We start from the raw sequence: 23275 nt of genomic DNA, 5'->3' as shown, positions 1-23275 counted from the left end.
ATGCTTTTCTCTTTCTAAATTTAATATTTTCCCAATCATATTTTATTATTACAAATCTAAAGGAACGGAGCTCATTTTTTGTAGCTGGAAAAGCGTGGGCAAAAAGATTGGGAGCGGAAGGCGTATTAAGCTGCCCAAATAAAAATTTTAGAAAACATTCATTCTCGTATTGAGTGCCTTTCTGTAAGCATCAGCAACAGGTATGAATTTTCCGTTTATCATAATTCCGCCGTCCTGAAGGGTATCTATCTTGCCGATAGAAACGATGTACGACCGATGAACTCTGATGAAATGGTCTTTCGGGAGACGTTCTTCCGCCGTTTTCATTTTGCCGTGGATGGCGAACATTTTTTCCCTTGTGTAAAACTTTACATAATCGCCCATTGCTTCGGCGTAAAAAATATCGTCGAGCTTCAAACGCCTTGTGATATTGGAATCTCTTACAAAAAGGAACTCATCTTTGGTCACTTCCACATCTTCTTTTCTGCTTTCCAAAATCGATTGCGCTTTGCTGACTGCCTGTAAAAATCTCGCAGGCATCACGGGTTTCAGGATGTAATCTGCAATATTCAGTTCGAAAGCTTCGAGTGCATAATCTTTGTTGGATGAGGTGAAAATGATGATAATGTCTTTCCCTGCAAGGTTTTTTGTGAGTTCGATTCCGGTCATTTCCGGCATTTCGATATCCAAAAATATCAAATCTACCTGATTGTTCTGCAAATGATTGTAAGCCTCAATCGCGTTGGAATATTCGTTGACAATCGTCAGATTCGGAACTTGTTTTGCCAAGTGTGCGAGCGTGGTTCTTGCGATATCGTTGTCATCAACAATCAGGGCTTTCATAGGGATAGTTTATTATGGTTGACACAAATATAATTATTCCTTTTCTTATTTTCTTTAATTTCTGAAGTAAGAACGTATCATCCAAGCCATTTCTTCGTGCGTTTCTATCAGGCTTGTGATGAAGTCGCTGGAACCGTAATCTTTGTATTTTTCAGCAAAAGGCGTCACATTTCCTCTTAGAAAATCGATGATGCTTTCGTGGTCTTTTAGTAAATCTTTCATAAAGCCCAATCCGTCATTGGTTCTCTCGCTGTATTCTGTAAGATGCGTCAGTTCAAGATAGATTTTCATTGTGGCAGGTGCGTAATGCCCTATTTTTCTGAGACGTTCTGCAACACTGTCAATCAACTCGTCCAGCTGTTTGTACTGTTCTTCGAAGAAAATGTGGTTCGCGTGAAAGTTGTCGCCGGTCACGTTCCAGTGGGCATTTCTTGTTTTGATGTAAAGTACCGTTTCGTCAGCTAATAATTTTGCCAATTGTTCTGCTACTGCTTCTGTGTTTTGCTCTGTAAGTCCGATGTTTGTTTTCATAATATTGAGATTTTAAGTTTCAGAGCGTTGTTGCTCTAATTCTTGTGTAAAGGTCTGCAGGAATCTTATGAAAATAATGGGTTTTTCGGTGAATGGGCAAAAAGGGTCGGTGGAATTGGCAGATGAAATGTTGTTATGGTTAACTATTTATATTCTTTGCCATTGTATTTCAGGATGACTGTGCTTAGTTTAGTGCTTTTCTTTTCTACACAGTCATCTTTGGTTGGGATGTTTTTGGTCTGTACGATTGTATTCTTGATGATGAGATTGCTTAGGCCGTTGGTTTTATTTTTATCGATGGAAACAAAACCTTTCACATCTTCAAATTCTCCGGCACAATTGGTGTCCCACTCTCCGTGAAATTCGGCTATAGGATAATTTTTTAAGATTCGTTTGATGCTGTTGTTCTGAATAATAAACAGTGAAAGTGTGGTTGGATGGTATGGGTTTGGACGACTGCTGCCCTCGTAGTCAACCCGGATTCCAAATGCACGGTTTTCCGTATTAAGCTGATAAATGCCTGTGTCGATTGTAATGTCTGACAGAACCATTGCATCAGAAGTCCATGCGTTTTCTTCAACGTACTTGTGAAGGATCTTTCCTGTGGTATTATCTGCAATCACGATATAGGCATCAAACTCAAAAAAATCATGTCCGTATTCGTCGGTTTGATCTACTCTGTATTTTGGGATAACCATCAAGATGTTGGATTTTTTATTGGGAAGTACTTTTTCCCGAAATAATGCCTCGCGGATATCTTTTTTATTAATGTTCAGTTGGTTCAGAACTTTGGTCAGCAGCACGTCATTTTTTGCCTGTGAATAGATATTGCTGCAAATGATTATGAATAAAAGGAAAGTCAGTTGTTTTTTCATCGTCACATCTTTTTGAATTAATACCTGATTCTTTGTTTTAATATAGTTGATTCTCAAATGGAACAAAGTCCTGGATTTTAGGCAAAGGTTTTACTGTGATTTTCTTCTTTTGCTTTACAGTAATTTTTTCCGAACCTAATTCCTGAGACTGAACAATATAAATGCCAGAAACAAAATCAAATATGGTCTCCGTCGTCGTATTCTTCCCGTCCCAGATCACATTGAAGTACCGAATCAGTTCAAAATTCCCATTCTGAAATTTGAAACAATGATCTGAATGGTTTCCGTTTCTTTCGGTTAAGATATTGAGCGTTCCATCTTCAATCATGGCATCCGGGATCACATTGCCTGCATATGTGCCGTCTTTATGATATTGAGAAGCAAAAAGTTTTGTGGAAGAAGCTATTAATTTAAATTTAGAATTCTTTTCATTAAAATAGATTTCTAATTTCAATGGTCTTGTAATATTGGCTGTATCCATACTGATGATCACTTTGTCTGCCAAGCCATCCTGATTCAGGTCGTCCTGTTCTTCACGTACCTGCACGTTATAATTATCCTCGGAAATTTTACTTTGAGCAAACACCGGTATTTGAATGATCAATAAACTTATGAATAATATCTTTTTCAATAGCAGTTGGTTTTGATTTCCTTAAAGATAGTGAATCTTTTTCATCGGTTGGTTTCGGCTACGCTCAGTCATAGAGTTTTTCATGGTCTTCGAGAGCCTCAGACTGACAAGGGAGATTTTGAAGAGTTTTCATTGATTATGCTTAGCTACCGAAATTATCTTAGTACTTATTAATCATTAAGTTTTGCATAGTCTTCGAGAACCTCAGACTAATCAGACTTGGGATTGGTTTGCCAATCTGTAGAAGTGTTTATATGATTATCTGTAGATTACCGTTAGTATGTTGGATAAAGAACTTATTGATCATTAATTTTAAAAAACTATGAAAAACTTCAAGATTACAAACACGGAGATCCTGTCCGATAATTGGTACGTCCTTAGAAAGATTACTTACGAATACCTTCAAAAAGATGGAACCCTGCAAACCCAAAGCAGAGAAGCCTATGACCGCGGCAATGGTGCCACCATTCTGCTTTACAATAAAGAATCTCAGACTGTAATCCTTACCAGACAATTCCGCATCCCCACTTATGTGAATGGCAATACAGATGGAATGATGATAGAGGCATGCGCCGGACTGTTGGATCAGGATAATGCCGAGGACTGCATCCGAAGAGAAACGGAAGAGGAAACCGGTTATCAGATTAAAGATGTGAAGAAAGTCTTTGAAGCTTATATGTCGCCGGGTTCTGTGACAGAAATCCTGTATTTCTTTGTTGCAGAATATTCCAAAGAGATGAAAGTGAGTGATGGCGGCGGCCTTGAAGAAGAAGCGGAAAACATCGAAGTCCTGGAATACAAATTCTCTGATGCTTTGGAAATGATAAAGAGCAGCGAAATCAAAGATGCGAAGACGATTATGCTGTTACAGTATCTCAAGATCGAAGAGATTTTAAAATAAAATGGCTTGGGTTACGCTAAGACACCATAATATGTCATTGTACTGCAGCCGACCCAAAAGTTTTAATATCAGTAGCCGCAGGTGAAGCCTATTGGTATATACAGGTTTGGCTTGATATTTATTTTAGTATTTACCGGGCATTAATATTTAGATTAATGGATTAAATTATGATGTATAAATACCGGTTCTTCGTCTATGGTTTTTTCATTCTAATGTTTGCGATCAGCTTTGGTCTGATCTTTATTTCGTTGTCCGGCAAAGAAGATTCTATCAGTTACAATACCGAAACCAGAGAACTCAATGACGTGTTTTCCGTCTATGATGGCAAAGTATATGCGTTGGTTCCCAGCAATGGTTACTATGAAGTGAAAGGGGCTGATCCTGATTCCTTTAAAATAATTCCCGATAGTTTTAATGATGCGCACATTGGTTATGATAATCAGAATGTTTATGCCGGAAATATCATTTTGGAAGGTCTTAATCCAAATCATCTAAAAGCGCTTGGCAACAACTATTACACCGATGGTACAACCACTTATTATTGTGCCAGGAACTCAGAAAAGAATGACTCACTTAGTGCCATTGGATTTATAGTTCAATTAGCAGGGCAGAGTATGGGACTGGCGGACAAACCACAGAATTATTGGTATCCGTTTCGTGAACTTCCGAAAAATAAAGTATATCAATCGAGACCGGGCTTTGCACTGGCGGTAAATGACAAGCAGGTTTTCTACGAAGGAACTGAACTGCCCGAAGCTGATCCAAAACAAATTCGTCCGGTAAAAATTAAATACTGGGACAGGGATGTCAGAGACAGTAACGAATACCTGACAGATGGCAAGCGTGTGTATTTTCAAAACCAATTGCTGCCCTTGACTTACAATTCAAATATTTATGTGGCCGGAATTGAAGCGGATCTACCGTCCCGGACTGCTCTTCTGATAGATCCTCAAAAAGGAATGGTATATGCAGACGGGCGTTCTTTTGATGAAACCAAAGCACCTTACAAGCTGATTAGCTTAAACCTGAAACACGCCAATCAGGCGTTGTTTACTTCAAAAGACGGACTTTATTTTTATAATACCGAAGATGAAAAAGTGGAGCGGGCAGGAGAGAACCCTTTTCCAGGGAATCAATTTCAGGAGATTGCACCGGATATTTTCAGCAGCGGAAACAAGGTGTTTTTTCTAAAAGCCAGTGAAAATTGGGCACGTAAAAGCGGATTACGGGGCCGGACCACCCATCTTATGGAACTGGAAAATATACCGGCATCCAGTCTTCGAAAAGTTAGCAATGATAATCATCCGTTTGGCGGTGTTTGGCAATCCGGTAACAGGTATTTTTATTTTGATGATATGGGCAGTTCACAGCTGATGTCTACAGCTGTTTATGAGATCAATGATATTGAGACGCTAAAGAAATTATTGAATCCGGCCACTATCAGCTCCGATGACCTTCGTAAGCTTGAAAGCTCCGGTCATTTAGCTGATGCAGCGGGCAAAACGGTCTGTACGGCAACGACATCTTATAAAAATGACTGGTGGCAATCTTACTGGCTGATCTTTGGCATCTTTGGACTGGTTTTTCTTATTTCGCTTTTCTTCAGGAACAAAAAGATAGATCCGTTCCTCATCAAAGGTGATTATCTGATTATGAACAATCTGATGTTTACCAAGTACAAAATCTCGGATATTGATAAGGTCATTTTCAGGGTTGTGACAGGGCATTACAAAGTGGGCAGCTACACTGGCGAGATGCAGGTTATTCGGAAAAATGGGAAGGCTGGCCGGAGAACAATTTTTAGTACCAGATTTACACTCACTTCAGAAACGGAATCACAAGTGAGTTGTTACATTAAAGAGCTTCAGAGCCAATTAAGAGTAGAGGGGATCAATAGTGAGTTTGTAAAATAGCTTTTAAAATGTGCCTGTTTTTATCGGTATGATATAAATTAATCAGTTTCTTCAGTTGATCAGAAAAAAATGAAAAAAGCACAGAGCAATCTGTGCTTTTTCTGTTAAGAGATACTTCCAAGATAAAGCGAGTTGGAGGCATTGGTCTCATCTTCATTTTTAAAGGCCAGCCAGACGTTAAGGTTTTTGCCCTGGAGATGCATCGGAAGCGTGACAACATATTTGGCATCTTCTCTTTTAGCAGCATTCTCAATAAACAAAGTGTGGAGGTCATCATCTGCGGCAATCAGGATCTGAGCAAGATCACCATCTCTCAGGACGTTGCCTCCAGAGTTATTCTGCCAGGAGACTTCCAATGTTTCTGCGGTCGGTAGCGTGGGCGGATTGCCGATGGCTGACAGCAGATTGCCTTTGGAGAAGAAGATACCCGGATAGTTGGGCGTAATGGTCGAGGTGACATAATCGATGTTGAAATTGCTCATCAGGTTGGTCATTGCCAAATTATAAGGCGACTTCATCCCAATCCGGTTTCCAAAATAATTACAGGCATAATTCCGGTATGACTGCATAAACGTGGCGCAGCTGCTCATCCTGTCCTGAATCAGTTTCTGTTTCGGCGTAGGAGCTTTGGTTCTTTTTCTTGGCCGGATCTTTGTGAACTCGTTGCCATAAACATTGGCTACCACGATACGTCCTGTGCGTCCTGAGGTGCCTGAAAGTAGTGAATCATACAATTTTCCCATGATCTTAATTTTTCGGGGTTTATTGATGTAAAGTTGAGGCAAAATATGGACCTCCAGCGTTATGTGACCGACTTTGCAAAACAATGCCGAACAATTCCTTTTCATTGACAAAATTTGCACTAAAATGACATCAATTGCAGACTTCTGCACCAATTCTTTGACGCGCACTAGGTTGTAAAGCAACTTTCTTTGATGTCTGTATATCCTTTGTATATCCTTTCAGTATCTTTTGCATATCCTTTGGGTATCCACTGTTCGATGACTGTTCGATTGGTTGATGGTTGATGGATTATTTATGATGGGCGATGGGTGTTTGGTGTTGGTGTAGAGCGGATTGTTTTTTTTTATTTCAGGACGGATTTTTTGTTTTGATTTTGAGAGAGAGGAATTTTTGGAATGGTGGGTTAGTCAGAGAGTATTTCTTTGCTTTAATTTTGAGGAGCGGAAAATTGATTTGGGAATTATTTTAATTATTCCAGCTTTTAACTATGGGGAATTGGTAAAGTTGGGGAGCAGTTGGTGGTTATTTAGTGTTGGATTTTAAATAATATAAGAGCATAAAAAAGCAGGCTGGAGAGCCTGCTAGGTTTTGTGGTAAATTAAATTTTAATCATTGTAGATCCTGAGAATGTCCATCATCAGGATGGGTTTGAGATACAAGGTTTTGCTGCCCATCTTAAAATAGGAGATTAATCCTTTTTTCCTGTGGTTGCAAAGGGTTCTGTACGAGATCCCAAAGATTTTCTCTACTTCCTTATCTGTGTAGACATCTTTGGTAAGATCTATGTCTGACAGATTGATTGGATGCTGATAAGCTAAACTGGAAAGCGCAATCTTTTTTGCGTCTTCTGACTGTAATTTTTTTTTCATTAATTATGTTTTTTGTTGAGATAAAATTAATAAATATTTTAATTCACCAAATTTTTTTGGGTAAAATTTTTAAAATTTATGATTAATTTATTTGAGTTGCTTTTCGATAAAGGGTTTCAGTAGATATTTATTTTAATCTGGTTAGGTTTTTAAAGCTATGTTATTGATTTTACGGTTTTCCTTATTACATTGATAATGTTTTTTGGTTATATTTGGAATTGAAAAAACTATTGACTTAATGATTACTTATAATGGAACTTTTGATATTGACCTTAGCACTGTCAAATCTATTTCCATGGAATATCATGATATAGGTGGAAACCTCGTGTTTGAATTAAACAATCTCATCATTCCTTTTACCGATCCAGAAACGAATGAGACCAAACTGCATTCTTTTCCGAATGAGCCTGTCAAATATTATTATGACAATTCTGATTCTCTGCACGCTTATTTTGAAGAGTGGGTCGGTTGGTGGAAAGATTCCAAATAATCATAAAAGTAATGAATGTAAAACAGATATATAAAGAATCTGTTTTTAAACTATATAGAAAGATTTAAATGGCAACGAAAACAGCTGCAAAAACTAAAAGTACCGAAGAAATCCTCTGGGATTCTGCCAATAAATTAAGAGGTTCTGTGGAGCCTTCCGAATACAAACACGTGGTGTTGAGTCTGATCTTCCTCAAGTTTGCGAATGACAAATTCTTGAGACGAAGACAGGAACTCATTGATGATGGAAAAGGAGATTTTCTTGAAAATCCTGTATTTTATCAATTACAAAATGTTTTCTACCTTCCTGAAGAAACAAGGTGGACTTTCATTATGGAAAACGCCAAACAGGAAAACATTACATTGATTGTAGATTCTGCTCTGAAAACCATTGAGCGCACCAACAAATCTCTCGAATGCGCTTTGCCCGATAATTATTTTTCCCGTCTTGGGCTGGATCAGTCTAAGTTCTCGGCTTTGCTGGATACTATCAACAATATTGATACCCTGAAAGACGAAGCCCACGATATTGTGGGTCGTGTATATGAATATTTCCTGAGCAAATTTGCCATTGCCGAAGGGAAAGGAAAAGGAGAATTCTACACGCCAAAGTCTATCGTCAACCTCATCGCTGAAATGATAGAGCCTTACAAAGGGAAAATCTATGATCCTTCCTGTGGTTCGGGCGGGATGTTTGTACAGTCGCTGAAGTTTATTGAAAATCATAAGGGAAACAAAAAAGATATTTCTATCTACGGGCAGGAGTTGACTAATGCAACTTATAAACTCGCCAAGATGAATCTCGCCATCCGTGGGATTTCTTCTAATCTGGGGAACAAAGCGGCTGATACTTTTAGCAACGACCAGCACAAAGATCTGAAAGCCGACTACATTATGGCAAACCCACCTTTTAATTTAAAAGACTGGCGTGCGGACAGCTAACTGACGACCGACCCAAGATGGGCAGGCTATGAATTGCCACCGAAATCCAATGCCAATTATGCGTGGATTCTGAATATGATCTCCAAACTTTCTCAGAATGGCGTTGCCGGATTTATTTTGGCAAACGGTGCTTTGAGCGGTGGTGGTGAAGAATATAAAATCAGGAAGCAGATTATTGAAAATGATTTGGTGGAAGCGGTTGTGATTTTACCACGAGCAATGTTTTATTCTACCGATATTTCAGTGACGCTTTGGATTCTGAACCGCAATAAAAATGAAAGAACTTTTGAAGTGAATGACGGCATTAAAAATTACCGTAACCGAAAAGGCGAAGTTCTGTTTATGGATCTGCGTCAGAAAGGTGAACCGTTTGAAAAGAAATTCATTCAGTTTGGCGAAGAAGAAATTACTGCGATAGCCACTCATTATCACAATTGGCAACAATTCCCCTCAATTGGAGGAGTGTCTGAAGGACAGGGTGGTTATCAGGATATTCCTGAATATTCTTACAGTGCCAGCCTGGAAGAGATCCGTAAAAAAGATTATTCTTTGGTGCCGAGTAAATATATTGAATTTGTAAATCGTGATGAAAGTTTGGATTATGATGAGCAGATGCAAAGTTTGCAGACTGATTTGAAAGATCTGTTTCAGCAGGAAAGCCAATTGAAAGAAGAGGTTTCCAATGTTTTTAAAACCTTGGGATATGAGTTATAAAAAACTAGGAAAATATATTAAATTAATAGATAATCGGAATAGGGATTTATCAGATGCTCCACTATTAGGAGTTTCTGTGCAAAAAAGATTTATCACATCGATAGCCAATACAATTGGATCCGATATGTCAAAATATAAACTGATTGAGAAAAATAACTTCGTTTATATAGCAGATACATCAAGGCGAGGCGATAAAATAGGAATAGCATTATTAAAAGATTTTGATAAGGCTATGATTTCTCAGGCATATACCAGTTTTAAAATTATTGATGAAAATGAACTTTCTCCTGATTATTTGATGATGTGGTTCTCACGACCAGAATTTGATCGATATGCGAGATACCATTCTATTGGAAGCGTTAGAGAGGTTTTTGATTGGAAAGATATGTGTGAGGTTGAATTACCTATCCCAACGATTGAAGAACAGCGACAAATTGTTGCGCAGTACGAAAGCATAACCAACAAAATAAAAGTCAACGAGCAGATTTGCGAAAAGTTGGAAGCTACTGCGCAGGCTTTGTATAAACATTGGTTTGTGGATTTTGAGTTTCCAAATGAAGCGGGAAAACCTTACAAATCTTCTGGCGGTAAAATGGTTTGGAATGAAGAGCTTGCGAAGGAGATTCCGGAGGGATCGGAAGTTGGTAAGCTCAAAGATTTTGTTTTAATTAAAAACGGCAAAATGAAGCCAAATGGTAATGGAAATATTCCTGTTTATGGAGGTAATGGGATTATTGAATATGTGAATCAAAATAATTATGAAAGATTAAATATTATTGGCCGTGTAGGAGCTTATTGTGGTTCAGTATATTATAACGATAGTAAAGTATGGATTAGTGATAACGCTTTGGCTGGAATTTCAAAAAATGACACTATATATTTTGATTACTTATTACTTAAAAGTTTAAATCTTAATTCTAAAAGCGAAGGAAGTAGCCATCCACTTTTAACACAAGGAATTTTAAATGATATTGATGTTTTGAAAATGAATGAAAATATCATTTACATAAATTTTGAAAATCTTATAAAAAAACTATTCAAGCAGATAGAAAATATAACAGAACAAAACCAAAAACTCATACAACTGCAAAGTTTGTTGTTGTCGCGGTTAGCGGTTGGGGAGGAAATGATTGCTTAAATAAAAAACTAAAACTAATAACTATAAAAATTTATATTATGAACTTACATTCAATCAAACTTAAAAACTTCAGAAGCTACAAAGAAGAAACAGAAATCAAAATAGACGATTTAACAGTTTTTGTTGGACGAAACGATATCGGAAAATCAACTGTATTAGAAGCATTAGATATTTTTTTTCATGATGGAAAGGGGGATTTTGTTGTTAAATTAGATAAAGATGATATCAATAAAGCTTCTTTAGAAGAAGGTGATAAAGATATTTTTATCACAGCTGTATTTACAGAATTACCCGATTCAATTACTATTGATGCTACTAATCCTACGACATTTGAAAATGAATATCTTTTGAATTCTGATGGTAGATTAGAAATTATTAAAAAGTATCCTAACGCTGGAACTGCAAAGGTTTTTATTAAATCAAATCATCCAACAAATGCAAAATGTTCAGATTTGTTATTGAAGAAAATAACAGAATATAAGAAGATAATCAAAGATGAATCAATTGAATGTGATAATCTAACAATTAATGCAGTAATGCGCAGCGCAATTTGGAATCATTATCAAGGGGATTTGCAATTACAAGAAATAGAAATAGATACATCTAAAGAAGATGCTAAAAATATTTGGGAGAAAATACAGACATACCTTCCTCTTTATTGTCTTTTCCAATCTGATAGAAAAAATAGCGATAACGATAGTGAAGTGCAAGATCCATTGAAAAAAGCTGTTTCTCAAATTTTAGCAGATCAGGAAGTTATTGCAATGTTCGAGGACATCGCAGCTCGTGTTTCACCTCATTTAAATGCTGTTTCTGATGCTACTCTAGCTAAATTAAGAGAAATGAATCCTGATATAGCGAATTCATTAAATCCAATTATACCGACAGCAAGTGCATTAAAATGGGTAGATGTTTTTAAAAATGTTTCTATTTCTGGCGATGAGAATATTCCAATTAATAAAAGAGGTAGTGGTGTAAAAAGATTAATTTTATTAAACTTTTTTAGAGCTGAAGCTGAAAGGAGACTAGAATCTGGAAACTCCCAATCAATAATTTACGCAATTGAAGAACCTGAGACTTCGCAGCATATTGATCATCAGAGGTTACTTGTTAAGGCGTTCAAAGAATTATCACAAGCAAATAACACTCAAGTATTGCTAACAACTCACAGCTCAATAGTTGTTAAAGGTTTGGAGTTTGAAAATCTGAGATTAATTAATAAAGATAATCAAGGGAATAAATCTATTTCAGAGGTTTTACCGAGTCAGTTACCATATCCTTCTTTGAACGAAATAAACTTTATTGCTTTTAAAGATTTGACAGATGAATATCATAATGAATTATATGGATTTATTGAAGCCGAAAGTTGGTTGACTGATTATAAATTAAATAAAGTTGAAATAGATTACATTAGACTGAGAGGAAACAACCAAATTCCAGAAAGAAAAATTCTCACAGAATATATCAGACATCAGATTCATCATCCAGAAAATCAACATAATACAAGATTTACATCGATGCAGTTGGAAGAATCTGTAAATTTAATGAGAGAATTTGTTTTAAATAAAAGAAGTGAGTTATAAACTCACTTCTTAGATAGTTGTAATCAACCTTGGTAAGGTAAAGAACGACAATGTTGAGTTACATTTTCAAGTCTTCCTAATCGAATCCTTGTATATGCTCTCACAAATACAGGTTTAAAACCTGCGCAACTAATGCACTTCATAGCATTTAAACTTTTTGGTTAATATCCGATCAACTAAAAGTGCTATTTGCAGAAGTCGAACAAATATAGCTATTTTCACTAAATTATTAAAGAATCATAGGGAAAATATTATATCTGGATAACCAAAGATAATCAATAAAAATGTCGTCAATAGATTAGATTGTAAAATTATGATTTTGGGACTTGCTCGGAGGTCATGTGCTTAAAACTTAAAACTAAAACCAGTGAAAACTGAAATTATGAATAAATTAGAGAATTATAGAGAATTTAAATTATTAGCTATCCGTCCTTTGAAAAATATTTCATCTGATTTATTGAAGGGTCTCCAAGAAAACGTAATGTATCAATTTTATAATGAATACAGATATCTCGATAGAGATAAAAATGAAGTGTTTAATAGTAATAAATACAGTAAGATAGAAAGGATAAAATTTAATCCTCTTGTACCGTGTAATTTATATGGCGAAAATATTAGTATTTCTGCAATAGTCGGTCAAAACGGAAGTGGAAAAAGTTCATTACTTGAAATTTTCTATTATTTTTTATTTGAATATTCAAGAACTGAAGGCTTATTAGAAAGTGGTGCAGACATAGTAAAAATAGATTCAAAAGAATTTCATTTCGAATTTTATTACTTAATAGATGACGAAATTCATTGCATTGAATGGGATAATATAAATAACTTCATAAAAACAAGTTATAAATATAATGCTGAAAATCAAACGTATGAAATAGATTCTAATTCAGAGTCCTTTAATAAAGGTGATGATTATCAAATCCCTATATATAATATTGTTATAAATTATTCAATATATGGTTTAAATAGTAATTCGGACGAAGATAAATGGTTTGATAGGCTTTTTATAAAAAATGACGGTTATCAAACACCAATTGTATTAAATCCATATAGAGAGGATGGTAATATAAATATTAATCGAGAATTTGAATTGGCTAATTCACGCCTTCTAAAAGTATTTCTTTCTACTCCTAGAGAGTCTAATGATTTTAATACATCCAATTTGATAAAAGATATTTCAGTAGATGAATTGCTATTTAAATTAGATATCAACAAAAATCTCAAATTATACCTAAGAAGTGAACATACAGAGATTGAAACTATTGTAAATACATTTGAATCAGTCAACGAATATAAGATCAAATTTTTTTTTGACAAATTATATACTGTCTTTAAAAAGGATATCATATTTAGAGATTTCAGATATGTGTATAGTAGATTTAGTTTCTTGGATAATGAAAATTCTTTCCGTATCTGGATGGATTTGAGTAATTTATATGTTTTTAAAAAAATTATTAAAATAGTTCACAGCTATAAAAATTATAAAGTCTTTGAGAATATTTTTATAAAAGTAAATATCGGTGATTTAAAATCTAATGCTACTTTGAGACAATTGTTTGTCAATCAGTATTTTAAATTATTTTTAGTTGACGAAAAACTAAATGTTGTAAAGATAATTGAAGATGCGAAAAAAAGATCTGATTTTGATATAGACGAATTAAAAATAATTGAAAAATCACTACTAAAATATTTTTACAGATTTTATGAAGCATCATTTATTAATGACTTATATGAAGATAATTATATTAATAATATTGATACAAATAATTACATTTCGATATACGATTCTATAAATAATTTTTTAAATAAATTCAATGAGTTGTTAAATAGTAAAGAGATTAAGCATAGATTGATTAAATTATTGTTAGATAAACTAGCTACAGATTTTAGTCATATAACATTAAAACTTAGACAAGTTTTAAATATGCAAGAATCTAATTTTTTTGATAATCTGGTAGTAACTGATAAGAAAAATTTTTCAGTACACGATGATACACAAGTAATTTATTTTACAGTCAAAAAGGAATATTTGTCGAAAAGTAAAAATCTATCAATTGAAGAAATACCTAATGCCTTTCTCGAGCCTATTTTTAAGTTTAAAAAAAGCAACGCTAATGCACCGTTCGAATTAAAGTATTTAAGTTCAGGAGAACAGCAGTTACTACATTCTACAGTTTCCATATCTTACCATATTGACAATTTACTTTCTATAATAGAAAATAAAGAAGGATCTAAATTAAGGTCATATCAAAAAATTAATATAATATTAGATGAAATAGAACTATACAATCATCCCGAATATCAGAGAGAATACATCAGAAACTTAATTGTTTTGTTAAGTCAGCAGAAATATAAAGGCTTAAGTTTTAATGTAGTTCTCTCAACACATTCACCATTTATTCTTTCCGATATTCCTTCTCAAAATATTTTAAAATTGAAAGATGGTATTCCACTGAAAGACAAAGACGGATTTAACTCGTTTGGAGCAAATATTCACGATCTAATAGCTGATGAATTTTTTCTCGATGCAGGAAGTAAAGGGGCGTATGTAGATTCAATAATTAATAGATTTATGAAATTTTATTATAAAACTAAATTGGCTTTATTAGATCAGTCTATAGATGATTTGGAAGATATTTCTATAAAACTAAGAGACTATGAAAATACATTTAAATTAATTGGTGATCCTGTTGTTAAATCAATACTTGAAAATAATATATTCAACTTAAAAAATTTAATTTCAAATGAGAGAGTTTAAATATATTTTAAAAGATAAGAGTAAAACTCTTGCAGAAGTTGAACAGAATTATGTTAAAATGATTCAAGCTAATTTATCTGTAAAGAGAATAAACGATTCTCAAGTATTAGAAGAAATTTTACTTTGTTCTAGTGAGAAGATGAATGAAAAAATGCATAGTTCTTTTATAAAGAAATTAAGACCAAAATCATATTATTTAGTGTTTAGAAAAGGTATTCTATTTGATGTTTTTTTCGGTAAAGAATATTCACAGCTGCAACCAGTAATTTCAAAATTTATATCTGAAAATTTTAGCTTTAAAATTTGTCCGTACTGTGGTATTGACTATGTTAATTCATTTAAAGAATGTCTTTCTTATTTTTCTACTTTTAATGACTTTTTATTGAATTCTACTTATAACGAGTTAATCAGAATGAATGGAATTGGTGAAAAGAAAGCAAGAAATATTCTGAAAGATAGAAGTCAACTTACAGTTGATAAATTTACCCAGAAGTATTTAATATATGAAAATGCTTTTAAAAGTCTAAAGTTGAAGCCGCAATTCCACAACCATTACACTTTAGATCATATAACACCAAAGGCTAAATATCCATTATTTCAAATATCGCTTTACAATTTGATTCCCGTGTGCTATTCATGTAATACTAAATTTAAAGGTGAATATGTTTTACCAGAGTGTGTAATTCCAAACTCAACTGGTTATAAATTAGATCATGCTCTAAAGTTTTGTCTAGTAAATGAAATGGGCAACTATAAAATTGATTATAAATTGAATGATTGTAAAGAATCAAAGGATATTCAAAAATACATGAGAGAGTTTAAAATCATAGGAAGATATAATGAACATTTAGATGTTGTCTTGAGATTGAAAGAAAACGCAGATAAATACAATAAACAAAAAATATTAGAGATTTCAAGACAGACAGGGATATCTATTAGTAAATTAAATGAAATGATATTTGGTTATGATATTTTTAATAGTGGAGCAGATTCACATCTATTTAAATTAAAAACTGACATTTCTACAGATTTAGGAATTATATAAAGAATTGTAACCTTGAACTTTGATAATGAAATTGTCATGAAATACACCGAATCCCAATTAGAAAAATCATTCATCCATCTTCTGGAAGAAGAAGGCTATGAGTACGTGAATGGCAAAGACGTAGTTCGGGCATCGCATCAGGAGGTTTTGATTCGGGAAGATTTGAGTGATTTTCTGCTGTCGCGTTATCCTGATTTGGAAACGATAGAACTGGAAACCCTTATCAATGAACCGGCTTATCAACCAGCTTCCAATCTGTATGACAGCAACAAATACATTGGCAAACTCTTGGCAGACGGTCTGATTTTTAAGAGAAACAATCCGTCTAAAAAAGATTTGCACATCCGTTACATCGATATAGATTCAACCAGTCTTTTGACATCGAACCGGTTTAAGATTGTAAACCAGCTGGAGATTCAGGGAAAAGAACTGCGCATTCCCGATTTGATTCTGTATATCAACGGGATTCCGGTGGTGGTTTTTGAGTTTAAAACAACGATAGAAGAAGAGATTACGATTTATGATGCTTACAAACAACTGAGCATCCGCTACCGAAGAGATATTCCGGAACTGATGAAATACAATGCGTTCTGCATCATCAGCGACGGTGTGAACAACAAAGCAGGTTCTCTGTTTGCGCCGTACGATTTCTTCTACGGTTGGCATAAAATAACAGGCGAAGAAAAGAAAGCTCTGACGGGCATTCATACCGCCACATCCATTGTCCACGGAATGCTGAACAAGCAAAGGCTTTGTGATATTCTGCATCACTTTATCCTGTTTCCTGATACCTCTAAAAAAGAAGAAAAAATCCTGTGCCGTTATCCGCAGTATTATGCTGCCAACAAGCTCTTCGACAATATCCAGAAGCACCGCAAACCGGAAGGCGACGGAAAAGGCGGAACCTATTTCGGAGCAACAGGTTGCGGAAAAAGTTATACGATGCTTTACCTGTCGCGACTGCTGATGCGTTCCACGCAGTTGGCAAGTCCGACCATCATTATTATTTCTGACCGTACCGATCTGGATGATCAGCTGTCGAGAGATTTTACCAATGCCAAGGATTTTATTGGCGATGAAAATATTATTAACATAGAATCCAGAGCCGATCTTCTCACAAGATTGCGGGGCAGGGAAAGTGGCGGTGTTTTTCTGACCACTGTTCAGAAATTTGCAGAGGATAGTGAGATTTTGAGCGACCGAACCAACATCATCTGTATTTCCGACGAAGCCCACCGCTCGCAGGTAAATCTGGATTTGAAAGTCCGCATTGATGAAGATAGTGTGAAAAAATCTTATGGTTTTGCCAAATACCTTCACGATTCTCTTCCCAATGCGACGTATGTAGGATTTACGGGAACGCCTATCGATAAAACCTTGGACGTGTTTGGTCCTGTGGTAGATTCGTACACGATGTTTGAATCGGTGGTGGATGAAATCACGGTTCGGTTGGTGTATGAAGGTCGTGCTGCAAAGGTTAACCTGAACCATACCAAAGTGGTTGAAATTGAACAGTATTATCAAAACGCTGTAGCAGAAGGCGCTTCGGAATACCACGTGGAAGCCAGCCAAAAAGCCATTGCCAGAATGGAAGTGATTTTGGGCGACCCTGGAAGAATTGAAGCGATTGCGCAAGATTTCATTACGCATTATGAAAAACGAATCGAGGAGAAAGCGACCGTTGCCGGAAAGGTAATGTTTGTGTGTGCCTCACGTGAAATTGCCTATAAACTTTATAAAGAAATCATCAGGCTAAGACCGGAATGGAGTGAAAAAAGTATTGCAGAAAACCTTAGCGAAAAAGAGCAGAAAGAAATAAAACCCATCGAGCGCATCAAAATGGTGATGACCAGAAACAAAGATGACGAAGAAAGTTTGTGGAATCTGCTCGGCAACAAAGAAGACCGAAAGGAACTGGATCGGCAGTTTAAACAGATTCATTCCAATTTTAAAATAGCCATCGTAGTCGATATTTGGCTCACAGGTTTTGATGTACCGTTTTTGGACACGATTTACATTGATAAACCTTTGCAAACGCACAATCTGATTCAGACGATTTCCCGTGTGAACAGAAAATTTGAAGGCAAGGATAAAGGTCTGGTGGTCGATTACATCGGCATCAAAAAAAACCTGAATCACGCTTTGGGCTTATTCAACAATACCACTGCAGCCGATGATTTTGAAGACCTTGACAAAGCGGTCATTATCGTGAGAGATCAGTTGGATTTACTTCGACAGTTTTTCTATCAGTTTAATACCACCGACTATTTTAAAGGTTCGCCTGTTGAACAGTTGCATTGTCTGAACCGTGCCTCTGAATTGGTTTTGCTTACAGAAAAGTCTGAAAAGTTCTTTGTAGATGTGACCAAAAAACTAAAGGCAGCTTATAACTTAACCTGCGGTTCGGAAATCTTTAATGATAAAGAAACCGATGAGATTCATTTTTACTTCGCCATCAAATCGATTGTCGTAAAGCTGACCAAAGGTGAAGCTCCCGACACCGCGCAGATGAATGCCAAGGTGAGCAAAATGGTAGAAGATGCCATTGTCTCGGAAGGTGTGGAAGAAATCTTTAAACTGGATGACAACAAGGCCAATGCAATTGATCTGTTTAACGATAAGTTTCTCGAAAAAATCAATGCCCTTGAATTGCCGAATACCAAGATCAAAATCCTCGAGCGCCTGTTAAAACAAGCCATTTCTGATTTCAAAAAAGTAAACAAAGTAAAGGGTATTGAATTTTCGGAAAGGCTTCAGAAAATCATCAACAGCTACAACGAGCGCAGCGAAGCAGACCTGTTGGATTACGACGGCATCCAAGCTGATACATCAGAACAGATTCTAGACCTGATCCTAAAACTTCGTACCGAAATGGCATCTTTTGAAGATCTCGGCATTAACTACGAAGAGAAAGCTTTCTACGATATTCTGGATATGGTCTGTAAGCAATACGGTTTTGAGTTTGACAAAGACAAAATGCTGGAACTCGCCCGAGAAATTAAAAAGATAGTTGATGATACCGCAAGATTTCCTGATTGGAGCGATAGGGAAGATATTAAAGCACAATTGAAAATGGAAATCATTGTGAAGCTTCATCAATTCGGTTATCCGCCGATTACGCAGGATGAAGTGTATAAGAATGTGCTGGAGCAGGCGGAGAATTTTAAGAGGAATAGGTAAAAAACATATTTAAACAAAAAAACTAAACTTACATGGAAAACTGGAAAAATTACACAGAACAATTACACAATTTTAGGGAGGAATTAGAAAATGGAAATTATGATGTAGAACAAGATGTAGTCAACTTACAAAATAAAATAGAAGATGCTATCGAACAGTGCTTTAACGATAATGAAAGATTGCCGTATAAGCGACTTTTAAAAGAATTGAAAGAAATCAAGCAGGAATTTGATTTTTATGATGAAGAAGGTGAATTAGATATGATGTTTCCAGACCGTCACGATGAAGATTTTGATGATGATAGTATGAATGTTTTAGGAAATGACTAATATGAAAATATTAAAAATATCCCACGGAACTCATTTTTTTAGTCTTTCCGAGCATCAGTTGATGTTGGATAATAAATTGTCTAGTGTTCACCCTGATACAGCTGCGATGGGTGTTTCAAGTAAAACACAGTATGATAATTTTATAAATGCAAAAAAAGGAGATGTTTTTTTCATTTGCAGATCAAATGAATCAGTAGATATCATTGGCATGTTTAAAGACGATCGACCATTATATTCGCTCATAAAGAAGCATTATGATGGTGACTGGATCGATAGAGAATATATTACTTTATTTTCTGCAACAGACAAGCATAATTATGATAAAAGTGCAAGTAAGTGGTGGTTACCGGGTAACAACTCAACGTGTAATGAAGTGAAAGATGATGAATTTAATTTGTTTGAGGAGAAAATTTTACTACCAGCATTTGGACAAAATTTAAATGATCTTAAAATACAAAGAGACAAAGCTTTAGAAAATCTGACATTATCTATAAATGATGTTTTGGCACTGCAAATTAAATTTGATGAATTATTAAAAGACGATTCAAAGATATTTGATGTTGTTAATAATCTAAGCCAAATTGAGAAACTTAAAGTCTATTATAATTATAATATTAGAGATGATGCAGAAAGAAGACCTGTGGTTTTTTTACGTAAGAAACTCATTCAATATCTGGTAGAAAATGAAGAGCCTTTGACAAAGCAAAAGGTTGAAGATTATAAAAAAGAAGTTTCTGCTTTATTTGATAAAAATGTATTCCACGCATGGAGTTCAAATTTCAGAGTTTTGTATCCATTCTTTTATAACTATTATAAAACAAATGTTATACGAGCTATCTCTGAGCTTATACAAAAAATATGTGAAGATTTAGAAATTAACGATTTCACAAAAAATAATATTGTGCATTTTGATGGTGCTCAAAATCAAGGAAGCAATCATATTTGGTTTGCCATTTACAATTCTAGTTATAAAACCCAAAAATTAGCAAAACAATTATTTTTTTCTATAAATAGAGGGGAATTTATATTTGGTTTAAGATCTCACAAGGATCCACAAATTAATAAGTCCAAGGTATCTACGGTTTATGATTATAATGAAATATTAGATGTCTTTAGAGGATTCGTAGAAGAAATAAAAAACGACAATATCACAAAATTTAAAGAAATGAATGATTTAAAGGAATTACTTGAGTTTAAAAAACAAATCATATTACAAGGTCCTCCAGGGACAGGAAAAACTTATACTGCTAAAGATTTGGCCGAATACACGGTATTTGATTTTGTAACTAGCGATAAAAAATTACAAGCCAAAAGAATTGAAGATAGCGAACAAATAAATCTTATTCAATTTCATCCAGCTTTTACTTATGAAGATTTTATGAGAGGTATTGTAACTGAAGCAAATGATAATAAAATAAATTATGTTTCTAAAAATAAATTGTTTTTAGAAGTGGTAGATAACGCATTAAAAGAACCTAATAAACCTTTTGTTTTAATTATAGATGAAATAAACAGAGCTAATTTATCATCTGTTTTAGGAGAGTTAATTTATGCATTAGAATATAGAAATGAATCTTTCAAATCTATGTATCCCGATACAAAAAATAATTACAATATTATTGTTCCTGATAATCTTTTAATAATTGGGACTATGAATACCGCAGATAGGAGTGTTGCTCATATAGACTATGCTTTACGCAGACGATTTGCTTTTTATGATGTTTTACCGAAAACTATACAGGATGATTCTTTTGAACAGCCACTATTTGAAATTGTTTCAAAGTTATTCGTAAAAAAAATTAAAGATCAGGTTGACGAATTGGAAGCATCTGAACATTTGGGATTAGAATTTCAAGACCGTCCGCAAGATATTTGGTTAGGGCATAGTTATTTTTTCAAAAAAGAGGATCAGGATTTTACACTTCGAATAAAATATGAAATTATTCCGATAATTCAAGAGTACATTAAAGATGGTATTCTAAATAATTCAGAAGATGTAAAAATTATTATTAAAACTATTCAAAACTATCAACCTATAGATGTCAATTCTTAGAATTAGAGAAAACTTTCTTTCAACTGTACATAACTTAAATTCGATTGTTGATTACGAATCGAAATGGAAGTCTGTTTTAAAAGATTGGATGGATAATAAAACCGAATTTAAGGTACAGTGTGAAAAAATTGATAAAGAGATAAACTGTATTGAATTCAGAAGAGAAGGAGATGAATTAAAACTAAATACTTCATATCTTATAGGGTTGGACTACCTAAGTGATGATTTGCCATTTATGGTCGAACCTAAGTTTGAAGATGAAAAGAAGGACTATTCGATTAATTTTTATGATATTCTTTTTAAAAGTTTGCCTTATTTAAAAAGTAACGAAGATGTTTCTGATCTTTATCATGTTAATTTTTCTAAAGATCCCATTGAGATAAATCAAAAAGATGATTTCTTAACTCCGATTTTGCTTATACAATTTTTAACCTATCTTGATAGAATATGTCATTCAGGATTACAAAAAGGCTATTACCGGGTAGAAGAAAATCTGAATAGTAAAGTAAAGGGTAAAGTTTTAATAAAAGATACAATTAAGCGAAATCATTTAAATTTGAAATATACCAAAACTTACTGTCGTTATGAAGAATTTGGAATAAACACTAAGGAAAATAAATTCTTAAAATATACATTCCATTTTTGCTTGAACTATCTAAACCAATTTAAAAAATTAGATATTATTGATGATCTAAAATGTAAAGTAGGTTTTATACAATCTTCTTTAGAAAAAGTAACAACACCCTCTGCATTAAAAGACAAAATTATAATTAACAAGAATCCACTTTTTCCGATGTACAAAAATGCATTACAAGTTGCAAATCTTATATTAAAGAGGGCTTCTTTTAATATTTCTAATACTACTAGTGATAAAGTAAAAACATATCCATATTGGATCAACATGAGTAAGCTGTTTGAAATTCATGTTCTTAGAATGTTGAGATTGTCTTTCAAAGAAGGTGTCTATTATCAAAAAGAATATGCGGGACGAATTCCTGATATAATTATAAATTTAGAAAAATACAAAGCTATAATAGATGTAAAATATAAGGCTTACAATGAAAAATCCATTTCTATAGATGATATTAGACAGGTGGCTGCTTATGCACGAATGAAATCAATATTTAGACATTTAGAATTAAAAAATAATGAAATATTAGATGCAATCTTAATTTATCCTAAAGTGTCGAGTAATAATACTGAACTAAATTTAGATGTTTTATCGACTAAAAAAGAACTAGAATATTATAATATTTTTGAGTTAGATGTTAAATTGCCGATTCTTAAATAATAATTTATTCCAAATTTTTATAACTTATTAGAAATTGTAATTTAATTTGCTATTAACAACAACTAACTAATTTAAAAAAGATGATGTAATAATTCGGACACAAGATTCACTACCTAAATACAAGGGATTCCCATACTTCTCCGACCAAAACCCATCCAAAGTATCCTTATTAATACAGCGATAAACAGCAACGCCCTTGTAGATCTCCTGATCCTCACCTTCATAATTAAAATTGATCACCAGAATCTGATCCTTAAAAAAGCCGGTTCCATTCTGGATATGATCGCCAATCGTCCATCGGGCAATGATGCGGTTGTTTTCGTCAAGGCTTAAAGTCAATATGCAGTGATAAGAATGCCCGCTCTCTTCCTGATTGCTGCCTTCCACTGCATAAGTTCCCACCAAATCATATACTGTCATACTTCTGTTTTTAACAAGCTGCAAAT

Annotated in this window: 18 protein-coding genes and 1 pseudogene; 12 read left to right on the top strand and 7 right to left on the bottom strand. The window is 34.2% G+C overall.

Features of this window, described 5'->3' with window-relative positions; translation table 11 throughout:
* Window positions 1-147: 147 nt before the first annotated feature.
* The 4 genes from OPU68_RS16765 to OPU68_RS16750 form a co-directional block, all read right to left on the bottom strand.
* Window positions 148-843: a LytR/AlgR family response regulator transcription factor gene (locus tag OPU68_RS16765; RefSeq protein ID WP_498475096.1), complete on the bottom strand. Its 696-nt coding sequence runs from the start codon at window positions 841-843 to the stop codon at window positions 148-150.
* Window positions 844-897: 54 nt separating this feature from the next.
* Window positions 898-1374, bottom strand: a complete 477-nt coding sequence (locus tag OPU68_RS16760; protein WP_279195594.1) for a Dps family protein — start codon at window positions 1372-1374, stop codon at window positions 898-900.
* 143 nt (window positions 1375-1517) lie between these two features.
* The gene (locus OPU68_RS16755; protein WP_498475095.1) at window positions 1518-2249 is read right to left on the bottom strand and encodes a PA3715 family protein; all 732 of its coding nucleotides are present in this window, start codon (window positions 2247-2249) and stop codon (window positions 1518-1520) included.
* A 37-nt stretch (window positions 2250-2286) separates the two neighbouring features.
* Window positions 2287-2880, bottom strand: coding sequence for a hypothetical protein (locus tag OPU68_RS16750; RefSeq protein WP_498475094.1), 594 nt, complete (start codon window positions 2878-2880; stop codon window positions 2287-2289).
* A 322-nt stretch (window positions 2881-3202) separates the two neighbouring features.
* On the opposite strand from OPU68_RS16750, the gene nudK reads away from it, so the two are divergent.
* Both nudK and OPU68_RS16740 read left to right on the top strand, forming a co-directional pair.
* A complete protein-coding gene (nudK, locus tag OPU68_RS16745; protein WP_498475093.1) occupies window positions 3203-3781 on the top strand; it encodes a GDP-mannose pyrophosphatase NudK in 579 nt (192 codons plus the stop codon).
* A 167-nt stretch (window positions 3782-3948) separates the two neighbouring features.
* The gene (locus tag OPU68_RS16740; RefSeq protein WP_498475092.1) at window positions 3949-5694 is read left to right on the top strand and encodes a DKNYY domain-containing protein; all 1746 of its coding nucleotides are present in this window, start codon (window positions 3949-3951) and stop codon (window positions 5692-5694) included.
* 104 nt (window positions 5695-5798) lie between these two features.
* Here the strand turns inward: OPU68_RS16740 and OPU68_RS16735 are convergent, their stop codons facing one another.
* Together OPU68_RS16735 and OPU68_RS16730 are read right to left on the bottom strand one after the other, a co-directional pair.
* A complete protein-coding gene (locus OPU68_RS16735; protein WP_498475091.1) occupies window positions 5799-6542 on the bottom strand; it encodes a DUF6266 family protein in 744 nt (247 codons plus the stop codon).
* Window positions 6543-7043: 501 nt separating this feature from the next.
* Complete coding sequence (locus OPU68_RS16730; RefSeq protein ID WP_498475090.1) at window positions 7044-7307, bottom strand: helix-turn-helix domain-containing protein; 264 nt, start codon at window positions 7305-7307, stop codon at window positions 7044-7046.
* Window positions 7308-7545: 238 nt separating this feature from the next.
* On the opposite strand from OPU68_RS16730, the gene OPU68_RS16725 reads away from it, so the two are divergent.
* The 10 genes and pseudogenes from OPU68_RS16725 to OPU68_RS16680 all read left to right on the top strand — a co-directional run bounded on the left by OPU68_RS16725 (window position 7546) and on the right by OPU68_RS16680 (window position 22829).
* The gene (locus OPU68_RS16725; RefSeq protein ID WP_498475089.1) at window positions 7546-7797 is read left to right on the top strand and encodes a hypothetical protein; all 252 of its coding nucleotides are present in this window, start codon (window positions 7546-7548) and stop codon (window positions 7795-7797) included.
* A 68-nt stretch (window positions 7798-7865) separates the two neighbouring features.
* Window positions 7866-9452 (top strand): annotated as a pseudogene (locus OPU68_RS16720) (type I restriction-modification system subunit M).
* Complete coding sequence (locus OPU68_RS16715) at window positions 9442-10590, top strand: restriction endonuclease subunit S (RefSeq protein ID WP_498475088.1); 1149 nt, start codon at window positions 9442-9444, stop codon at window positions 10588-10590. The pseudogene OPU68_RS16720 and the gene OPU68_RS16715 overlap by 11 nt, the downstream one beginning before the upstream one ends.
* Window positions 10591-10628: 38 nt before the next feature.
* Window positions 10629-12173: an ATP-binding protein gene (locus OPU68_RS16710; protein WP_498475087.1), complete on the top strand. Its 1545-nt coding sequence runs from the start codon at window positions 10629-10631 to the stop codon at window positions 12171-12173.
* A gap of 367 nt (window positions 12174-12540) precedes the next feature.
* Window positions 12541-14931 (top strand): hypothetical protein, encoded by a 2391-nt coding sequence (locus tag OPU68_RS16705; RefSeq protein ID WP_498475086.1) that lies wholly within the window; start codon window positions 12541-12543, stop codon window positions 14929-14931.
* Window positions 14918-15976, top strand: a complete 1059-nt coding sequence (locus tag OPU68_RS16700) for a hypothetical protein (RefSeq protein ID WP_498475085.1) — start codon at window positions 14918-14920, stop codon at window positions 15974-15976. The genes OPU68_RS16705 and OPU68_RS16700 overlap by 14 nt, the downstream gene beginning before the upstream one ends.
* 36 nt (window positions 15977-16012) lie before the next feature.
* Entirely contained in the window at window positions 16013-19156 is a 3144-nt protein-coding gene (locus OPU68_RS16695) for a type I restriction endonuclease subunit R (RefSeq protein ID WP_498475084.1), read from the top strand.
* 32 nt (window positions 19157-19188) lie between these two features.
* Window positions 19189-19485 carry a hypothetical protein gene (locus OPU68_RS16690; protein ID WP_498475083.1) on the top strand — a complete coding sequence of 99 codons (297 nt, stop codon included), beginning with the start codon at window positions 19189-19191 and terminating at the stop codon, window positions 19483-19485.
* 1 nt (window position 19486) lies between these two features.
* On the top strand, window positions 19487-21538 hold the full coding sequence (locus OPU68_RS16685) for an McrB family protein (protein ID WP_498475082.1): 2052 nt from the start codon (window positions 19487-19489) through the stop codon (window positions 21536-21538).
* On the top strand, window positions 21525-22829 hold the full coding sequence (locus tag OPU68_RS16680) for a 5-methylcytosine restriction system specificity protein McrC (protein ID WP_498475081.1): 1305 nt from the start codon (window positions 21525-21527) through the stop codon (window positions 22827-22829). Before OPU68_RS16685 ends, OPU68_RS16680 begins: the two co-directional genes overlap by 14 nt.
* A 66-nt stretch (window positions 22830-22895) precedes the next feature.
* On the opposite strand, the gene OPU68_RS16675 is transcribed toward OPU68_RS16680, so the two are convergent.
* Window positions 22896-23249 (bottom strand): hypothetical protein, encoded by a 354-nt coding sequence (locus OPU68_RS16675; RefSeq protein WP_498475098.1) that lies wholly within the window; start codon window positions 23247-23249, stop codon window positions 22896-22898.
* Between the last annotated feature and the right edge of the window lie 26 nt (window positions 23250-23275).

This window comes from Chryseobacterium sp. TB1-D10 (genome assembly GCF_059803555.1).
Note: the sequence above shows the minus strand (reverse complement) of the source record. Positions and strands in the feature narration are given on the sequence as shown.